The following is a 15,277-nucleotide window of genomic DNA, read 5'->3' as shown; positions in this document are numbered from 1 at the left end:
GCAGCCAGCTGAATGCCGAGCCACTGAACTCGCAAGTGAACCCTATAAAGAGGTCTTACCGGTGACACCACTCATGATCACCCTGCTAGTTGTAGCCGGGATCGCAATTCTGATCGCCATTGGCTACATGAACCATGTGGTGGAAAACAACAAACTGGAGAAGGCCCGCACCAAGGTCGAACTCAACGACCGCCTGCGCCGCTGCGGCGAACTGACCGAGACCTTTCCCGGCCAGTTCATGACCCCTGCGCTGAAACTGTTGCTGACCCGACTGGAACTCAACGTCTGCCAGCGCTTGCTCAACCTGGAAAAAACCAGCGCCACCACCAAAGCGCGCATCAGCGAACTCAGCGCCCTCGTCGCCCAGGGCGAATCGATCCCGGTCAACAACCCGCCGGCACCGATCCTGACCGAAGCCAAAGCCAAAGACGTGCGCTTCCTGCTCGAAGCCCTGCACGGCCAAATCACCCGCGCCGCCCACGACGGCTTCCTGCCACCGAACGAAGCCAAACAGTGGATCCGCGAAGTCCGCCACATCCTCGTACTGCTGCACATCGAATTCTTCAACAACCTCGGCCAACAATCCCTGCAACAAAACCAACCCGGCCAAGCCCGCCTCGCCTTCGAACGCGGCGTGCAATACCTGCGCAAACAACAAGACCCGCAGGCCTACGCCGAACAACTGCAATACCTGGAAAAACTGCTCGCCCGCGCCAACGCCCAGGTCATGGACAAAATTGCACCCGTGGAAGGTGAAGAGAACCAACTGACCACAGGTTTGAAGGATGTAGAGGCGGATGCGGACTGGAAGAAGAAAGTGATTTACGACTGATTGAAGAAGTAGCGAGAGAAGCCACCGGGAGGTGGCTTTTTTGTGGGTGATGGATGGGGACTGAGGGGAATTTCAGGCCGCTTTCGCCAGCAGGCTAGCTCCCACAATTAGATTCGGTGCGTACAGTCAGATAATTGTTGGTTGTGAGGGCGTCATCGCTAGCAGGCTAGCTCCTACAGTTGGATTGGGTGCGGACAGTCAGATAATTGTTGGTTGTGAGGCCGTCATCGCTGGCAAGCCTGCTCCCACAGGGATTGAGTACAACCGTAGAAATGGGTCGGCTGTCAGGCCGCCTTCGCGAGCAAGCTCTGCTCCTACAAAATTAAAATCAAAAGATCGCAACCTTCGGCAGCTCCTACACAGGATGAGCGCAAGCTCGGCTGCAGCTTTTGATCTTGCCGTGCTGGCCCCTTCGGAAGGCTGAGTGGAGGGATTTATCCGGGGGTAGGAGCGCAGCGACGTTTGGCGCAGCCAAACACATCGAGAGGAGGTGCAGCGAAGCAAACCGGAGGCGATGCCCCCGGATGAATCCCGTAACGAAGGAACCCCGAGCCCCAGCGAGCGGGCCGAACGCCGGGGCCCAGACCTTTGCTTCCTTTGGGGCGTCTGCCAAAGGGAGTCGCTGTAAGAGCGAAACCGCCAGCCGCAACCCCCGAAGAACCGGATATACACCCAAAACCCCAAGAACATGGTCGGCCCAAAGGCCGCCAAGCCACACCAAAAGCGTCAAAGCCGAAAATGCCCAACCATCCCCCGCAACCCAACCCCCAACTGCGCCAGCTCCACACTAGAAGCCGCATTGCCCCGCATAGCCAACGAAGACTGATCCGCACTCGCACGAATACTCGTCACACTGCGATTAATCTCCTCCGCCACCGAACTCTGCTCCTCCGCCGCCGCCGCAATCTGCTGATTCATCTGCTGAATCAACGACACAGCCGCCGCAATACTCCCCAGCGCACTCTCCGTCTGCAGCGCATCACTCACCGCCAGCTTCACCAACTCACCACTGCTCTGAATCTGCTGCACCGACGAATGCGCCGCCGCCCGCAACGCACTGACCAATCGCTCAATCTCCTCGGTCGACTGCTGCGTACGCCGCGCCAACGCACGCACCTCATCCGCCACCACCGCAAAACCCCTGCCCTGCTCCCCGGCGCGCGCCGCCTCAATCGCCGCGTTCAACGCCAACAGATTGGTCTGCTCGGCCACGCTCTTGATCACCCCCAGCACCGTGCCGATATTCTGAATCTCGGCACTCAGGCTCTCGATGCTGGAACTCGCCGATGTTGCCGAATCCGCCAACTGCTCGATCCGCGCCATGCTCTGCCGCACCACCCGCTGACCACTTTCGACCTTGCTGTCCGCCGTCTGCGCCGCCAACGCCGCCTCTTCGGCATTACGCGCAACATCATGCACAGTCGCCGTCATCTGATTCATCGCGGTGGCAACCTGCTCGGTTTCCTCCTTCTGACTGCTGACCTCAAGATTGGTCTGCTCAGTCACCGCCGACAGCGATTGCGCCGAACTCGCCAACTGTTCGATACCCGCCTGCAACCCGCTGACAATCGTGCTCAACCCCGCGCCCATCTGCTGCATCGCCAGCATCAACTGGCCAATTTCATCACGACGCGTCACCGGCACTGTCGCACTCAAATCCCCCGCCGCAATCTGCTGCGCCACCTGAATCACACTGCGCAACGGCGCAACGATCAATCGCGTAATCACCCACGCCGCAATCAACCCGACCAAAAGCGCCAACGCCGACGAAGCAATAATCAGCAGCGAATTCTTCTTCAGCTCAGCCTGCATCGCGCCGTCTTCAGCGACGTACGCCTGATTGACCCGCTCCACCACTTGCGCGGCCCGCTGATGCAATTGGTCGTAGACGGTTTTTTCCTGCGCCAACAACCCGGTGTACTCCGCCAGCTTCTCGTTGAAACCGGCAATGTGCCCCGACACTTCATTGAGCACCGTCAGATAACCCTCGTCCTTGACCGTCGACTTCAGCGCCTCGGCCTGTGCCTGAGCCTGCGCGGCCTGCTCGATATTGCCTTTGTCGGCACCGTCGGCATCGCCCTTGCGACTTTGATCCAGACGAACCCGTGCCTCGTTCATCGCCTGCAACATCAGCCGCGACACCTGACTGACCTGACTGGCTTGCTCGATGAATTGCGCACCGTCCTTGCCCTCGGACTCTTTCAAGGTATAGGCGCCGTCGTCCGCCAACCCGGCCTGCAACACATCGAGGTTATTGGCGACGCTGGACACCGACCAACTGGCCATCTCCAGCGCCAGATCCTTGGTCTGGGTCAGCGAAACAAATTCATCGAAAGCCTTGCGATAGGCCTCCAGCGATTGCACGACATCGTTCATCACCGGCACGTTGGCCGCTGATTGCGCCTTGAGCGCGTTGGCTTGAGCAATCAGCCCATCGACGCCTTCACGCAAGGCATCGGCGGTTTTCGGATTGCCGCGCAACGCATATTCCTGCTCCAGCAGCCGCACATCGAGCAGACCGCTATTGAGCGATGACATCTGTTTGAGCCCATCAAAACGCTGACTGATGGTTTGCAGAGACCAGACGCCAATCGCCGCGACCAACGCGGTCAACAGCAGCACCAGTGCAAATCCGATACCCAGTTTTTTTGCCATACCGAGGTTGGCAAAACGTCCTTGCACGGCCGAAATCATTGCGCTTAATCCCCTGCCAAAGTCTGTGAACGCAGAGTCGCAACGGCCAACAGGCAGCACAAGTCTCTGGCGTCGGAATAATGGCAAAAAGCTACGTCCGCGTCGTTTTCAGAACACTCGAGGTCGATCCGCACAAGTGTTGCGAAAAAACTGCCGCGCGCGCGGATCACAGGCATGCGCCACATTGATCCGCTGCCAGTCGCTGCTTTCGCCACTCGGACTGAACACACTGGACGCCGACAGCAACACACCACTGCGCTGAGCCTGGCGGCACAACCGAACATCATCGGTCTGCGGGGCCCGCGCCCAAATGAACAATCCGCCCGTAGGCTTGCCGAACACTTCCCAATCGGCATCTTCCAGCAACTGCAATGCGGCGGTGCGATCGGTATTCAGGCGCTGGCGCTGGCGCTGCACCAGTTTTCGATAAGCGCCGCTGGCCATGAGGCTTGCCACAACCGCCTCACTGAAGCTCGAGGCGCCCATGCTGCTGATCATCTTCACTTGCGCCAGACGGGCAATCACCTCAGGTTCGGCGAGGACGAAACCGACCCGTAATGAACTGCTCAGGGTTTTCGAAAAACTGCCGACGTAAATCACCCGTTCATCCAGCGCCGCCAGCCGGGTACCGTTACCACTGTGCAGATCGGCGTAGACATCGTCTTCGATCAGGCGGACATCATGCAGCCTGCACAAGTACAAAACCTGCTGAGCCGCGGCCGCTGTCAGGCTGGTACCCGTGGGATTGTGGTGATGACTGTTGATGAACATCGCCACCGGGCGAAATTCACCCAGCAATCTTTCAAGCGCGTCGAGATCAGGCCCGGTCGGCGTGCGGCGCACCTCGATCATGTTCACTCCGTTCAAGCGCAGCAGATTGAACAGTGGCGCGTATCCGGGTGTTTCCACGACCACGCAATCTCCCGCTTGCAACAGGGTGCGCACGATCAAATCCAGTGCATGGCTGGCACCCGCCGTGGTGAGCAATTGCTCTGCAGGCGCATCGATATTGAATATTTTCAGGCGTTTGACGATCTGCTCGCGTAGCGCCGGAAGGCCTGCCGCGCTGCTGTAGTTGAACAGGCTGGCCATGTCCGTGCGGGCAACCTCGCGGATCGCATAGCTCAAGTCATCGGACTCGCGCCAACTCTCGGGCAAGCCGCCGCTGCCCAGCTTCAATCCGCCAGCAGCGCCGTAGAAGCCGCTGCAACCAGCCTCGCCCTCGCCCTGTCCGCACAGCGTTTTGGGTGACGCGGCCACCATGAACCCCGTGCCCTGGCATGAAGCCAGAATCCCCTGCGCGACCAGCCGCTCGCAGGCCTCGGTCACACAGGACTGGCTGAGCAAGTTGCCCCGGGCAATTTGCCGAACCGAGGGCAAACGAGTGGCGGGCGCGACGCCACTCTGCGCGACCCACTCCGTCATTCCATCAACGATTTGCTGCACCACTGGCACCAATGCCTGTCGGTCGATTCTCAATTCCATGAGCGCACAAACTCCTGTCCGTTTTGCTGGCCGCAGTAAATCACAGCCGCCGTCAGGAGGCTGTGCGACAAAGCCGACAAAAGCGCTCGATCTAACTATTTGATACACATTGCTGGGTGAGGGAGCAGGTTCAGAACGCTGTCACACCGCCATCTACTGCCAGCGAATGACCGGTGGTGAACGCCGCGCCGTCACTGCACAGGTACAACACGGCGCTGGCGATTTCCTCGACCTTGCCGATGCGGCCGACCGGGTGCATGGCGTTGGCAAACTCGCCTTTCTTCGGGTCGGCCTCGTAGGCGCGACGGAACATGTCGGTGTCGATCACCGCCGGGCACACGGCGTTGACGCGAATTTTCTTTTTCGCGTATTCGATGGCCGCCGACTTGGTCAGGCCGATCACTGCGTGTTTCGACGCCGCATAAATGCTCATCTTCGGCGCTGCGCCAAGACCGGCGACCGAAGCGGTGTTGACGATCGCCCCGCCGCCCTGCGCCAGCAGCAATGGCAACTGGTACTTCATGCACAGCCAGACGCCTTTGACATTGACGCCGATGATCGCGTCGAACTCGTCCATCGAGCCCTCAGCCAGCTTGCCCTTCTCGATTTCGATCCCGGCATTGTTGAAGGCATAGTCGAGACGGCCGTAGGTATTGATCACCTCGTCCATCAGATTTTTCACTTCGCTCTCGACGGTCACGTTACAGCGGACGAAGGTCGCTTCGCCGCCGGCTGTACGAATCAGCGCCACGGTGCCCTCGCCCCCTGCGGTATCCAGATCGGCGACCACTACTTTCAAGCCTTCGGCGGCGAATGCCTGGGCGGTCGCACGGCCGATGCCGTTGGCCGCGCCTGTGACTACGACAACCTGACCGGAAAACGTCATTCTCATTGTTATGTCCTCGAACGCATAGATGCAGGGGGAATGCTTAGCGTTGCAGCATAGCCACAGCGGTTGGCCGGGCGTCAGCACTATCCAGTGGCTGTTTAGGCACCCATGCGTTGCAGTGATAAAACCGGCCCGGTGATCATCACTGCACTGGATCGACGTGCATTCGCCGCATCAGCCAACCTTGCGGCATCGGCCATGAAGGTCTATCAACAAGGCTTCATTCCGTTCGAGTGCCTGCCATGACCAACCAGACCAATCGCCAGTTCCTGCTCGCCAAACGCCCGGTGGGCGCTGCCACCCGCGAGACCTTCACCTATCAGGAAGTACCGGTCGACGAGCCGGCGGCGGGCCAGATTCTGGTCAAGAACGAATACCTCTCCCTCGACCCGGCCATGCGTGGCTGGATGAACGAGGGCAAGTCCTACATCCCGCCGGTCGGCATCGGTGAGGTTATGCGCGCACTGGGCGTGGGAAAAGTCGTCGCCTCGAATAATCCGGGATTTGCCGTTGGCGACTACGTTAACGGTGCCATTGGCGTGCAGGATTATTTCCTCGGCGAGCCACGAGGTTTCTACAAAGTCGATCCGAAACTGACCCCGCTGCCGGTGTATCTGTCAGCGCTGGGCATGACCGGCATGACCGCTTACTTCGCTTTGCTGGATGTCGGCGCGCCGAAAGCGGGCGACACCGTGGTGTTGTCCGGTGCAGCCGGCGCGGTGGGCAGCATTGCCGGGCAGATCGCCAAGATCAAAGGTTGCCGCGTGGTGGGCATTGCCGGTGGCGCCGACAAGTGCAAATTCCTCATTGATGAGCTGGGTTTCGACGGCGCCATCGATTACAAAAACGAAGACGTGATCGCCGGGCTCAAACGCGAATGCCCGAAAGGCGTGGACGTGTATTTTGATAACGTTGGCGGTGACATTCTCGACGCGGTACTGAGCCGTTTGAATCTGAAAGCGCGAGTGGTGATTTGCGGCGCGATCAGCCAGTACAACAATAAAGAGGCGGTCAAAGGCCCGGCCAATTACCTGTCGCTGCTGGTCAACCGCGCGCGGATGGAAGGTTTTGTGGTGATGGACTACGCGGCGCAGTACGCCAGCGCGGCGCAAGAAATGGCCGGCTGGATGGCCAAGGGGCAGCTCAAGAGCAAGGAAGATATCGTCGAAGGCCTGGAGACCTTTCCGGAGACGCTGATGAAATTGTTCAGCGGCGAGAACTTTGGCAAGTTGGTATTGAAGGTTTAAAGCAGAAGATCAAAAGATCGCAGCGTGCCGCAGCTCCTACAGGTGTTCACATAGCCCTGTAGGAGCTGCCGAAGGCTGCGATCTTTCAGGCGATTTCGGCTACAACCGAAGCCAGCGCCTGAGCCGGATCTGCCGCCTGGCTGATCGGACGGCCAATCACCAGATAGTCGGAACCGGCATCCAGCGCCTGACGCGGGGTCAGAATGCGGCGCTGATCGTCTTGCGCGCTGCCCGCCGGGCGAATCCCCGGGGTCACCAGTTGCAGCGACGGATGCGCAGTTTTCAGTGCGGTGGCTTCCAGCGCCGAGCACACCAGACCGTCCATGCCGGCCTTCTCGGCCAGAGCAGCCAGACGCAGCACTTGCTCTTGCGGCTCGATGTCCAGACCGATACCGGCCAAATCTTCTCGCTCCATCGAAGTCAGCACGGTCACGCCGATCAGCAACGGTTGCGGGCCCGTGCGCTTGTCGAGCACTTCACGGCAAGCAGCCATCATGCGCATACCGCCGGAGCAGTGAACGTTGACCATCCACACGCCCATCTCGGCAGCGGCTTTCACGGCCATCGCGGTGGTGTTGGGAATGTCGTGGAATTTCAGGTCGAGGAATACCTCAAAACCCTTGTCACGCAGGGTGCCGACGATTTCTGCGGCGCAACTGGTGAACAATTCCTTGCCCACTTTGACCCGGCACAGTTTCGGGTCCAACTGGTCGGCCAGCTTCAGTGCGGCGTCACGGGTGGGAAAATCCAGGGCGACGATGATAGGAGTCTGGCAGGCGGACATGAATGGGCTCTCAGGCAGGACGAAATCGGCGCGCATTGTAGCGGAACCGGCGGCGGCGCGGCACCCGATGATCGGTAAATCGTCGCGCCAACCGTGATCAGCATAGCGCTCGCTGCTATTGTGTCGACTCCGATACACAGCCGACACGCCAGCAACAAGCACCCGCGCTAGCCTCGCCAGCCGCAACACGTCCTTACATCAGCACTTCCCGCCTCACGGCCGGACGCCTATGCTGAAACCACTACCTCGCAGCCCATCTTTGTGGTTGGCGGCCTACCTGGCAGACGAACAGCCTCATGCACAACACCCAAATGACCGCGACTGATGAGCCCAAAGACGACAAACGCTGGAGCATTCGCGCGCTGATCGTCGACGACGATGTGCCGATCCGCGAGCTGATGATCGACTACCTTGCGCGTTTCAACATCCACGCCAGCGGTGTGACCGATGGCGCGGCGATGCGTTTGGCGATGCAGGCCGAACATTTCGACGTGGTGGTGCTCGACCTGATGCTGCCCGGCGAAGACGGTTTGTCGCTGTGCCGCTGGCTGCGCAGCGAATCAGACATCCCGATCCTGATGCTCACCGCCCGTTGCGAGCCGACCGACCGCATCATCGGCCTCGAACTCGGCGCTGATGACTACATGGCCAAGCCGTTCGAACCGCGCGAACTGGTGGCACGCATTCAGACGATTCTGCGTCGCGTGCGCGACGACCGTACCGAACAGCGTGCGAATATTCGCTTCGACAACTGGCGCCTGAACAGCGTCCTGCGCCAGTTGATCGCCGATGACGGCCTCGTGGTGCCGCTGTCCAACGCCGAATTCCGTTTGCTCTGGGTGTTTATCGAACGCCCGCGCAGAGTGCTCAGCCGCGAACAACTGCTCGATGCCGCGCGCGGTCGCTCGATCGAAGCGTTCGACCGCAGCATCGATTTGCTGGTGTCGCGCTTGCGACAAAAACTCGGCGACGATCCGAAAGCCCCGCAGTTGATCAAAACCGTGCGCGGTGAAGGTTACCTGTTCGACGCGCGGGACATCGGCTGATGCGAGCGCGCTTCGACACGCTGTTCGGCCGCCTGTTTGGCATGCTGTTCGTGGCGATTGTCCTGGCGCACTTGCTGGCGTTTGCCTGGTTCCACCACTACGGCCCGCCTCCACCGCCGCCACCGCCGGAATTTTCCGAGGGCGTCGACGGCCAGCGTCCGCCGATGGATCCGCGCTTCGAACCGCGTCCACCGCGCCCATGGTTTGGCGGGCCGTTGGTGCCACTGACGTTTCAGTTCATCTCGCTGATGATCGCCGCATGGTACGGCGCCAAACTGCTGACCCGACCGATCCAGCGCCTGAGCGACGCCGCCGAACGCCTCAGCGAAAATCTCGACAGCCCGCCGCTCGACGAATCAGGCCCGAAAGAAGCCCGGCAAGCGGCGCACACCTTCAACCTGATGCAACAGCGCATCCGCGAACAGGTGCAGCAACGCGCGCGCATGCTCGGCGCCGTTTCCCACGACCTGCGCACGCCGCTGTCACGCCTGAAACTGCGCCTGGAAAACATCAGCGATGAAAATCTGCAAGGCCAGATGCGTCAGGATCTCGACGACATGATCGGCATGCTCGACGCCACCCTCACCTACCTGCACGAACAGCGCACCAGCGAAGCCTTGCAGTTGATGGACGTGCAGGCGCTGGTCGAATCGTTGTGCGAAAACGCCGAGGATCAGGGCGCCGACGTGCAGGTCAACGGTCATTGCGCACCGCTGCCGGTGCAACCGATGGCGCTGCGCTCGTGCCTCAACAACCTGATGGACAACGCGTTGCGCTATGCCGGGCAGGCGCGGATCGAACTGGAGGATCAGCGTGAACAACTGCTGATTCACGTGATCGACCACGGCCCGGGCATCGCCGCCGACAAACGTGAAGCGGTGTTTGAACCGTTCTACCGACTGGAAGGTTCACGCAACCGCAACTCCGGCGGCGTCGGCCTCGGCATGACCATCGCTCGCGAAGCCGCGCAGCGTCTGGGCGGACAGCTGAATCTGGAAGAAACCCCGGGCGGCGGCCTCACCGCCATCATCCGCCTGCCCCGCCCCTGAAACCACCATCATCCCCTTGTAGGAGTGAGCCTGCTCGCGAAAGCGTCTTTTGATCCAACCTCTTTTTTGAATGTACCGGCCTCTTCGCGAGCAGGCTCGCTCCCACAGGGTTTTGTCGTGTTCTTTTGATCTGTGTACCACCCGGTACAAATCGCACATACCCCCGACAACTTGCGCCCCGACGCTGCATAAGCCGGTACACCCACCGGTTTTCATTCCAGGGAGTGAGTCCAATGATCGGTAGCGTCAGCAACTACACGAGCTATACCAGCACCAGCAACACCACACGGAACGCCCGCAGTCAGGAACTGCAAAAAGAACTGTTCGCCAAACTCGACAGCAACGGCGACGGCACCATCAACAGCGACGAACTGAGCAGCGGCCTGACCAGCGCCGGCAGCACCGCCGACAGCAGCGAAATCTTCTCCGCCCTGGACAAAAACAAGGACGGCACCGTCAGCCAGGACGAACTCACCGCCAGCCTGACGCCCCCCCCGCCACCGCCACAAATGAACAGCGACGAACTGTTCAGCCAACTCGATGCCGATGGCGACGGCAGCGTCACCGCCACCGAACTGAGCAGCGCGTTGCAAACCAGCGACAGCACCTCAACGAGCAACACCGACACCAGCGCCGCCCTGCTCCAAGTGCTCGATAGCGACAGCAGTGGCGGCGTAAGCAGTGATGAACTGAAAGCCGCTTTACAGGCTGGACGCGAACGCCCGGATGAAGAACAGACGGCTTCGACTCAAAGCACGACAGAAGCACTGAATCGCATGATTGCCAATTTGAGCAAGCAGTACTCGCTCGATAACGCGGCGCCGGTGGGCAAGTATTTGAACGTGGCGACTTGAGCCTGCGACGCAATCTACAGCGGAAAATCAAAAGCCCCTCACCCTAGCCCTCTCCCAGAGGGAGAGGGGACTGACCGCGTGGATTCGGAGAGATACGCCGACGAGGGATACCGAGTTGAACTCGAGTTTGAAGAGCTGAATCAAGAGCCCCTCACCCTAGCCCTCTCCCGGAGGGAGAGGGGACTGATCGAGTGGTTTGGTAGAAGTACGCCGACGTGGGATACCGAGTCGAACACAAATTTTGAAAAGCCTAAAAATCGGCCCCTCTCCCTCGGGAGAGGGCCGGGGTGAGGGGCGAATCCAACGAAGATCAAAAGATCGCAGCCTTCGGCAGCTCCTACACAGGATGAGCGCAAGCTCGACAAGCTTTTGATTTTGATCTCGGAGCCCGTCGGTAGGCTGAGTGGAGGGATTGATCCGGGGTGGGAGCGCAGCGACCGTTTGGCGCAGCCAAACACATCGAGAGGAGGTGCAGCGAAGCAAACCGTAGGCGATGAACCCCGGATCAATCCCGGAGCGAAGGAACCCGAGCCCCAGCGAGGGCCGAACGTCAGGGCAAAGCCTTTTCGGTTACCTTTTCGGCGTTTGGAAAAGGTGACTCGCCGTAAGGGCGAAACCATAATCAGCCACACCCGCAGCAACGGATATGCCCAAACAACTCAGCGCCGATCCTCAACCCTACCCTGACTCTTACTCCAATCCGTCAACAAACTATAAGCCACCGCCAACAACGTAGGCCCAATAAACAACCCGATAAACCCAAACGCAATCAACCCGCCAAACACCCCAAGCAACACAATCACCAACGGCAAATTCCCCCCGCGGCTGATCAAATACGGCTTGAGCACGTTATCCACGCCACTGATGACAAACGTCCCCCAAATCCCGAGGAACACCGCCATCCCATACTCACCCTTCCACGCCAGCCAGGCCGTCGCCGGCACCCACACCAACGGCGGCCCCATCGGAATCAGACTGAGCAGGAACGTCACAATCCCCAGCACCAGCGCCCCCGGTACCCCGGCAATCAAAAACCCGATCAACGCCAGAACCGCCTGCGCCGCTGCCGTGCCGATCACACCGTTGACCACCCGCTGCACCGTACCGGCCACCAGCTCGATGTAATACCCGGCGCGATCACCAATCAACCGCTCCAGCAAACCATGAACAAACGCCGCCAGCCGCGGCCCGTCACGGTAGAAAAAGAACACAAACACAATACTCAGCGTCAGCTCGAGAATGCCGCCACCGATCTGCGCACTGCGCGCCAGCAACCAGTTACCGACCTGCCCCAGATAAGGCTTGATCGACACCATCAGCGCCGCGCCCTGCTGATCGATACTGTCCCAGATGCCGACCAGACGCTCGCCCACCAACGGCACAGTCCCCAGCCACACCGGCGCTTCCGGCAAACCGTCGACCTGCACGTCCTTGATGAAACCCGTGGCATCGCGCACGTGATCCGCCAGGTTGAACCCCAGCCAAACCAGCGGCGCCGCCACCAGCAACATCCAGCCCAGCGTCAAAATGGCCGCCGCCAGCGATTCCCGGCCATTGAGCCAGCGGGTCAGCAGGCGCATCAGCGGCCAACTGGCGAATGCCAGCACCGCGCCCCAGAACAGCGCCGACCAGAATGGCGCCATCACCCACAGGCTGGCGCCAAATAACACCAGCAGGAGGATCTGCACCAGCAGGCGATCGTTATTGAGCATGTAAGATTCCGAAAAAGTCAGTCAGGCCAAGAGTAGGCGAACACGCCGCGCGCGCTCGCCCGATACAGCTTATCGCAACAGATCGATGCGCAGGCCAACACCATCGACGCTGCCGGTCTCCATACGCGCCGCACGTACGCCCTGATTGATCAAGGCCTGACGCCACGCCTCGGCCTTGGGTCCGGACACCGTCACGCGCAACGTCGTGTCAAGATTCAAGCCACGGGAAATCAACCGCAGCCAAGCGTCATCCGGAGCATCCACGCGGTTCGGGAAATCCAGCTCACCGGTGCTTTTCAATTGACGCAACAAGGTCGCCGAGGTTGGCAACAACTCTCCCAGCGGCGCGACTGCTTCGAACTGTTCAACGTGCAGATAGGCTTTGCGATTGCCGCGAGTGATGCTGTAAAGCGCCACCAGCGTGTTGTCGCGCGGAGCTGCCAGCCTCAACAGCAAGTACGCCTGTTGTTCGTCAGCGCCGTACAGTTTGGAGTTGCCGAACACCTCGTTGGCCCACAGGCTGCTCTCGCCACAATCACGCGCCTGACACCAGAACAGCAACTCGGCGTCCTGCTTTTGCAGGGCTTCGCGGGCAGCGGTGAAGGCTTCGGTGGCGGAATGTTCGGGTGGCAACTCGTAGGTCACCGCCGTGGTTTGGCCTCGGGCGGTGACTTGGCCGTCAAAGCGCAACTGGCCGCTGATCTTGCGGATCGAGCCCATCGGGTAGATGCGCTCCAGCTCCACCGGAGGGCGATAGTCGACAATCTGCGCATCGGCCAGACGCGGCACGATCTGCAGATCCTGACTGCCGGGCACATCGGCGGCGAATGAAAAGGTACTGAAACAGCACAGCGCCAACAGACTGAGTGACCGCATAGTCAGGCTCATCGGATCGGCATGACTGTGTGATTCGAGGTCGCAGCGGTATAGAAATCCATCGTGGTTGTCTCCCATTTCAACCCGCCCAGCCTCGACAGTTGCCCGCAGCAAGTCAAGGAATGGCGAAGAACCGATTGAAACAGTCTGCGACAAGGTCGGCACCGGCCTCATCGTTCAGGTGCAAATGGTGGCCACCCGGCAGCTGTTCCCGGCTAAAGGGTAGACGTTCCAGCAGCTCCGGATGTTTCGCCAGCATGCCGTCGGCCGCGACGACCAGTTGCGCCGGGCAACTGATGCGCGCGACGAAAGCCATCGCCTGTTCCTGGGTCAGACGCAACGGCGACGGCAAGGTCAGGCGATTATCGGTGCGCCAAGTGTAACCGCCCGGCACCGGCATCAAACCACGCTGAGCCAAGAGTTCGGCCGCCTCACGACTGACCGCCACCAACCCTTTCATCCGTGCCTCGATCGCACGGTCGAGGGTGTTGTAGACCGGTTTGCGCTTCTCACGCAGATCCAGTTGCGCTTGCAGGGCCATGCCCATGCGCTCGGCGGCATTTTCGCCTTTGTCTGTAGGAGGAATCACGCCATCGATCAGCGCCAGATGGGTGATGCGCTCCGGCAACGAACCCGCCAGCACCAGCGAAACAATCGCGCCCATCGAATGCCCGAGCAGACCGAAACGCTTCCAGCCCAGTTGCTCGGCGACTTGCAGCACGTCATGGGCGTAGTCCCACAGGGCGTAACCGGCGCCGTTCGGACGATGCCCGGAATGGCCGTGCCCGGCCATGTCCAGTGCAATGATGCGCAAGCCTTTGAGCTTCGGTGCCAGCCGCGCGAAGCTATTGGCGTTGTCGAGCCAGCCATGCAGGGCGATCACCGGCAGACCGTCCTCGGGGCCGAACAAATGCGCCGCCAGTTCGATATGCGGCAGGCTCAGGCGCACTTCTTCGAAAGTCGGGCTCATGCGCAATCCTTGTCCTGACGGTTTTCCCAGCGCGTGAACAGAGTCTTCAGCAGCCGCGCGGTGTCCTGCGGGCGCTCAAGGGGAAACATGTGGCCGCCGGGCATGCTCAGCGCTTCGCCCTGCGCCAGTCGCGAAACGAACCGCGTGTGATGACGCATGACCACGCGACTTTTGTGCCCGCGCACCACCGCCAGCGGCACCTGCAATTGCCCGGTGCGGCCAGGGCTGGTGTGCGGCACACCGCGATAGATGCTGATTTCAGTGGCGGGGTCGAAGCGCAAGCGCAGCTTGTCGCCGACCTTGTGCAAGCCGTGTTGCAGGTAAGCGTCGAAGCATTCCGGATCAAACCCGCGAAACAGGCTTTTGCCGGCGAAATAACTGCGCGCACTGTCGAGATCGGCGAACTCTTCGCGGCGGCCCAAGGTACGACCGGCGGGGGTCAGTTTGTCGATGAAGCCAAAACGCTTGGCCGCACGAATCACCCATTGATCGGTGCGCGTGAGCACCGGCGAATCGAGCATCACCACGCCGCGATACAACTCCGGGCAACGCAGCGCCGCGTGCAGATGCAGCACGCCGCCAAACGAATGGCCAACGCCCCACACCGGTTGATCCTGCTGCTGCAAATGATGGATCAGCTCATCAACCAGGTTGTACCAGTTGTCATCCGCCGGAAAACGCGGGTCATGGGCATGTTGCTCGAGATGCGCGACCCGGTATTCGGGCGCCAGCGCCGCGAACAACTTGCCATAGGTGCCCGAAGGGAAGCCGTTGGCGTGGGCGAAAAAGATGGGTTGCGACATACCGGTACATCCATGAGCGGGAAACGTGGCGTTGAT

The 15,277-nt window shown here is 60.4% G+C and carries 14 protein-coding genes and 1 pseudogene; 6 read left to right on the top strand and 9 right to left on the bottom strand.

Translation table 11 applies throughout. The features are described from left to right. Positions 1–73: 73 nt before the first annotated feature. Complete coding sequence (locus ACIOMO_RS25085) at positions 74–832, top strand: hypothetical protein (protein ID WP_053122697.1); 759 nt, start codon at positions 74–76, stop codon at positions 830–832. Positions 833–1,558: 726 nt separating this feature from the next. On the opposite strand, the gene ACIOMO_RS25080 is transcribed toward ACIOMO_RS25085, so the two are convergent. The 4 genes and pseudogenes from ACIOMO_RS25080 to ACIOMO_RS25065 form a co-directional block, all read right to left on the bottom strand. Next, entirely contained in the window at positions 1,559–2,422 is an 864-nt protein-coding gene (locus tag ACIOMO_RS25080; protein ID WP_371925884.1) for a methyl-accepting chemotaxis protein, read from the bottom strand. Next, positions 2,420–2,644: pseudogene (locus ACIOMO_RS25075) on the bottom strand (HAMP domain-containing protein); the annotation flags it as partial. The pseudogene ACIOMO_RS25075 and the gene ACIOMO_RS25080, both read right to left, overlap by 3 nt. Positions 2,645–3,634: 990 nt before the next feature. Beyond that, positions 3,635–5,011 carry a PLP-dependent aminotransferase family protein gene (locus ACIOMO_RS25070; protein WP_401244157.1) on the bottom strand — a complete coding sequence of 459 codons (1,377 nt, stop codon included), beginning with the start codon at positions 5,009–5,011 and terminating at the stop codon, positions 3,635–3,637. Between the two features lie 130 nt (positions 5,012–5,141). After that, positions 5,142–5,903, bottom strand: a complete 762-nt coding sequence (locus ACIOMO_RS25065) for an SDR family oxidoreductase (protein WP_401244155.1) — start codon at positions 5,901–5,903, stop codon at positions 5,142–5,144. 105 nt (positions 5,904–6,008) lie between these two features. Between ACIOMO_RS25065 and ACIOMO_RS25060 the strand changes: the two genes are divergently transcribed. Beyond that, positions 6,009–6,146, top strand: coding sequence for a hypothetical protein (locus ACIOMO_RS25060; RefSeq protein ID WP_156316174.1), 138 nt, complete (start codon positions 6,009–6,011; stop codon positions 6,144–6,146). Beyond that, on the top strand, positions 6,143–7,147 hold the full coding sequence (locus ACIOMO_RS25055) for an NADP-dependent oxidoreductase (protein WP_401244153.1): 1,005 nt from the start codon (positions 6,143–6,145) through the stop codon (positions 7,145–7,147). Before ACIOMO_RS25060 ends, ACIOMO_RS25055 begins: the two co-directional genes overlap by 4 nt. Before the next feature lie 85 nt (positions 7,148–7,232). On the opposite strand, the gene pyrF is transcribed toward ACIOMO_RS25055, so the two are convergent. Further along, positions 7,233–7,931 carry an orotidine-5'-phosphate decarboxylase gene (gene pyrF / locus ACIOMO_RS25050; RefSeq protein ID WP_172680142.1) on the bottom strand — a complete coding sequence of 233 codons (699 nt, stop codon included), beginning with the start codon at positions 7,929–7,931 and terminating at the stop codon, positions 7,233–7,235. A 296-nt stretch (positions 7,932–8,227) separates the two neighbouring features. On the opposite strand from pyrF, the gene ACIOMO_RS25045 reads away from it, so the two are divergent. From ACIOMO_RS25045 to xopAW, 3 genes are all read left to right on the top strand, one after another. Further along, positions 8,228–8,977 carry a response regulator gene (locus ACIOMO_RS25045; protein WP_053122719.1) on the top strand — a complete coding sequence of 250 codons (750 nt, stop codon included), beginning with the start codon at positions 8,228–8,230 and terminating at the stop codon, positions 8,975–8,977. Further along, positions 8,977–10,026 (top strand): sensor histidine kinase, encoded by a 1,050-nt coding sequence (locus tag ACIOMO_RS25040; RefSeq protein ID WP_401244150.1) that lies wholly within the window; start codon positions 8,977–8,979, stop codon positions 10,024–10,026. Before ACIOMO_RS25045 ends, ACIOMO_RS25040 begins: the two co-directional genes overlap by 1 nt. Before the next feature lie 233 nt (positions 10,027–10,259). After that, a complete protein-coding gene (gene xopAW, locus ACIOMO_RS25035; protein ID WP_401244148.1) occupies positions 10,260–10,880 on the top strand; it encodes a XopAW family type III secretion system calcium-binding effector in 621 nt (206 codons plus the stop codon). A 659-nt stretch (positions 10,881–11,539) separates the two neighbouring features. Here the strand turns inward: xopAW and ACIOMO_RS25030 are convergent. The 4 genes from ACIOMO_RS25030 to ACIOMO_RS25015 form a co-directional block, all read right to left on the bottom strand. After that, the gene (locus tag ACIOMO_RS25030) at positions 11,540–12,592 is read right to left on the bottom strand and encodes an AI-2E family transporter (RefSeq protein WP_053122726.1); all 1,053 of its coding nucleotides are present in this window, start codon (positions 12,590–12,592) and stop codon (positions 11,540–11,542) included. Between the two features lie 69 nt (positions 12,593–12,661). After that, positions 12,662–13,468 carry a DUF4892 domain-containing protein gene (locus ACIOMO_RS25025; protein ID WP_159814973.1) on the bottom strand — a complete coding sequence of 269 codons (807 nt, stop codon included), beginning with the start codon at positions 13,466–13,468 and terminating at the stop codon, positions 12,662–12,664. A 115-nt stretch (positions 13,469–13,583) separates the two neighbouring features. Further along, the gene (locus ACIOMO_RS25020; RefSeq protein ID WP_282356152.1) at positions 13,584–14,438 is read right to left on the bottom strand and encodes an alpha/beta hydrolase; all 855 of its coding nucleotides are present in this window, start codon (positions 14,436–14,438) and stop codon (positions 13,584–13,586) included. After that, on the bottom strand, positions 14,435–15,241 hold the full coding sequence (locus tag ACIOMO_RS25015; RefSeq protein ID WP_053122732.1) for an alpha/beta fold hydrolase: 807 nt from the start codon (positions 15,239–15,241) through the stop codon (positions 14,435–14,437). The genes ACIOMO_RS25020 and ACIOMO_RS25015 overlap by 4 nt, the downstream gene beginning before the upstream one ends. Positions 15,242–15,277 lie beyond the last annotated feature (36 nt).

This window comes from Pseudomonas sp. NPDC087804, from assembly GCF_044742965.1.
GTDB classification, from domain to species: Bacteria; Pseudomonadota; Gammaproteobacteria; order Pseudomonadales; family Pseudomonadaceae; genus Aquipseudomonas; species Aquipseudomonas rustica.
This window is presented reverse-complemented; position numbering and strand designations above follow the sequence as displayed.

Excerpts from the sequence above, each read along its gene's own strand:
- ACIOMO_RS25025 (WP_159814973.1), bottom strand. The coding sequence starts at position 13,468 with ATGCGGTCACTCAGTCTGTTGGCGCTGTGCTGTTTCAGTACCTTTTCA.
- xopAW (WP_401244148.1), top strand. The coding sequence starts at position 10,260 with ATGATCGGTAGCGTCAGCAACTACACGAGCTATACCAGCACCAGCAAC.
- ACIOMO_RS25015 (WP_053122732.1), bottom strand. The coding sequence starts at position 15,241 with ATGTCGCAACCCATCTTTTTCGCCCACGCCAACGGCTTCCCTTCGGGC.
- ACIOMO_RS25020 (WP_282356152.1), bottom strand. The coding sequence starts at position 14,438 with ATGAGCCCGACTTTCGAAGAAGTGCGCCTGAGCCTGCCGCATATCGAA.
- ACIOMO_RS25080 (WP_371925884.1), bottom strand. The coding sequence starts at position 2,422 with ATGGGCGCGGGGTTGAGCACGATTGTCAGCGGGTTGCAGGCGGGTATC.
- ACIOMO_RS25055 (WP_401244153.1), top strand. The coding sequence starts at position 6,143 with ATGACCAACCAGACCAATCGCCAGTTCCTGCTCGCCAAACGCCCGGTG.
- ACIOMO_RS25030 (WP_053122726.1), bottom strand. The coding sequence starts at position 12,592 with ATGCTCAATAACGATCGCCTGCTGGTGCAGATCCTCCTGCTGGTGTTA.
- ACIOMO_RS25040 (WP_401244150.1), top strand. The coding sequence starts at position 8,977 with ATGCGAGCGCGCTTCGACACGCTGTTCGGCCGCCTGTTTGGCATGCTG.
- ACIOMO_RS25060 (WP_156316174.1), top strand. The coding sequence starts at position 6,009 with ATGCGTTGCAGTGATAAAACCGGCCCGGTGATCATCACTGCACTGGAT.
- ACIOMO_RS25085 (WP_053122697.1), top strand. The coding sequence starts at position 74 with ATGATCACCCTGCTAGTTGTAGCCGGGATCGCAATTCTGATCGCCATT.
- ACIOMO_RS25065 (WP_401244155.1), bottom strand. The coding sequence starts at position 5,903 with ATGAGAATGACGTTTTCCGGTCAGGTTGTCGTAGTCACAGGCGCGGCC.
- ACIOMO_RS25045 (WP_053122719.1), top strand. The coding sequence starts at position 8,228 with ATGCACAACACCCAAATGACCGCGACTGATGAGCCCAAAGACGACAAA.
- pyrF (WP_172680142.1), bottom strand. The coding sequence starts at position 7,931 with ATGTCCGCCTGCCAGACTCCTATCATCGTCGCCCTGGATTTTCCCACC.
- ACIOMO_RS25070 (WP_401244157.1), bottom strand. The coding sequence starts at position 5,011 with ATGGAATTGAGAATCGACCGACAGGCATTGGTGCCAGTGGTGCAGCAA.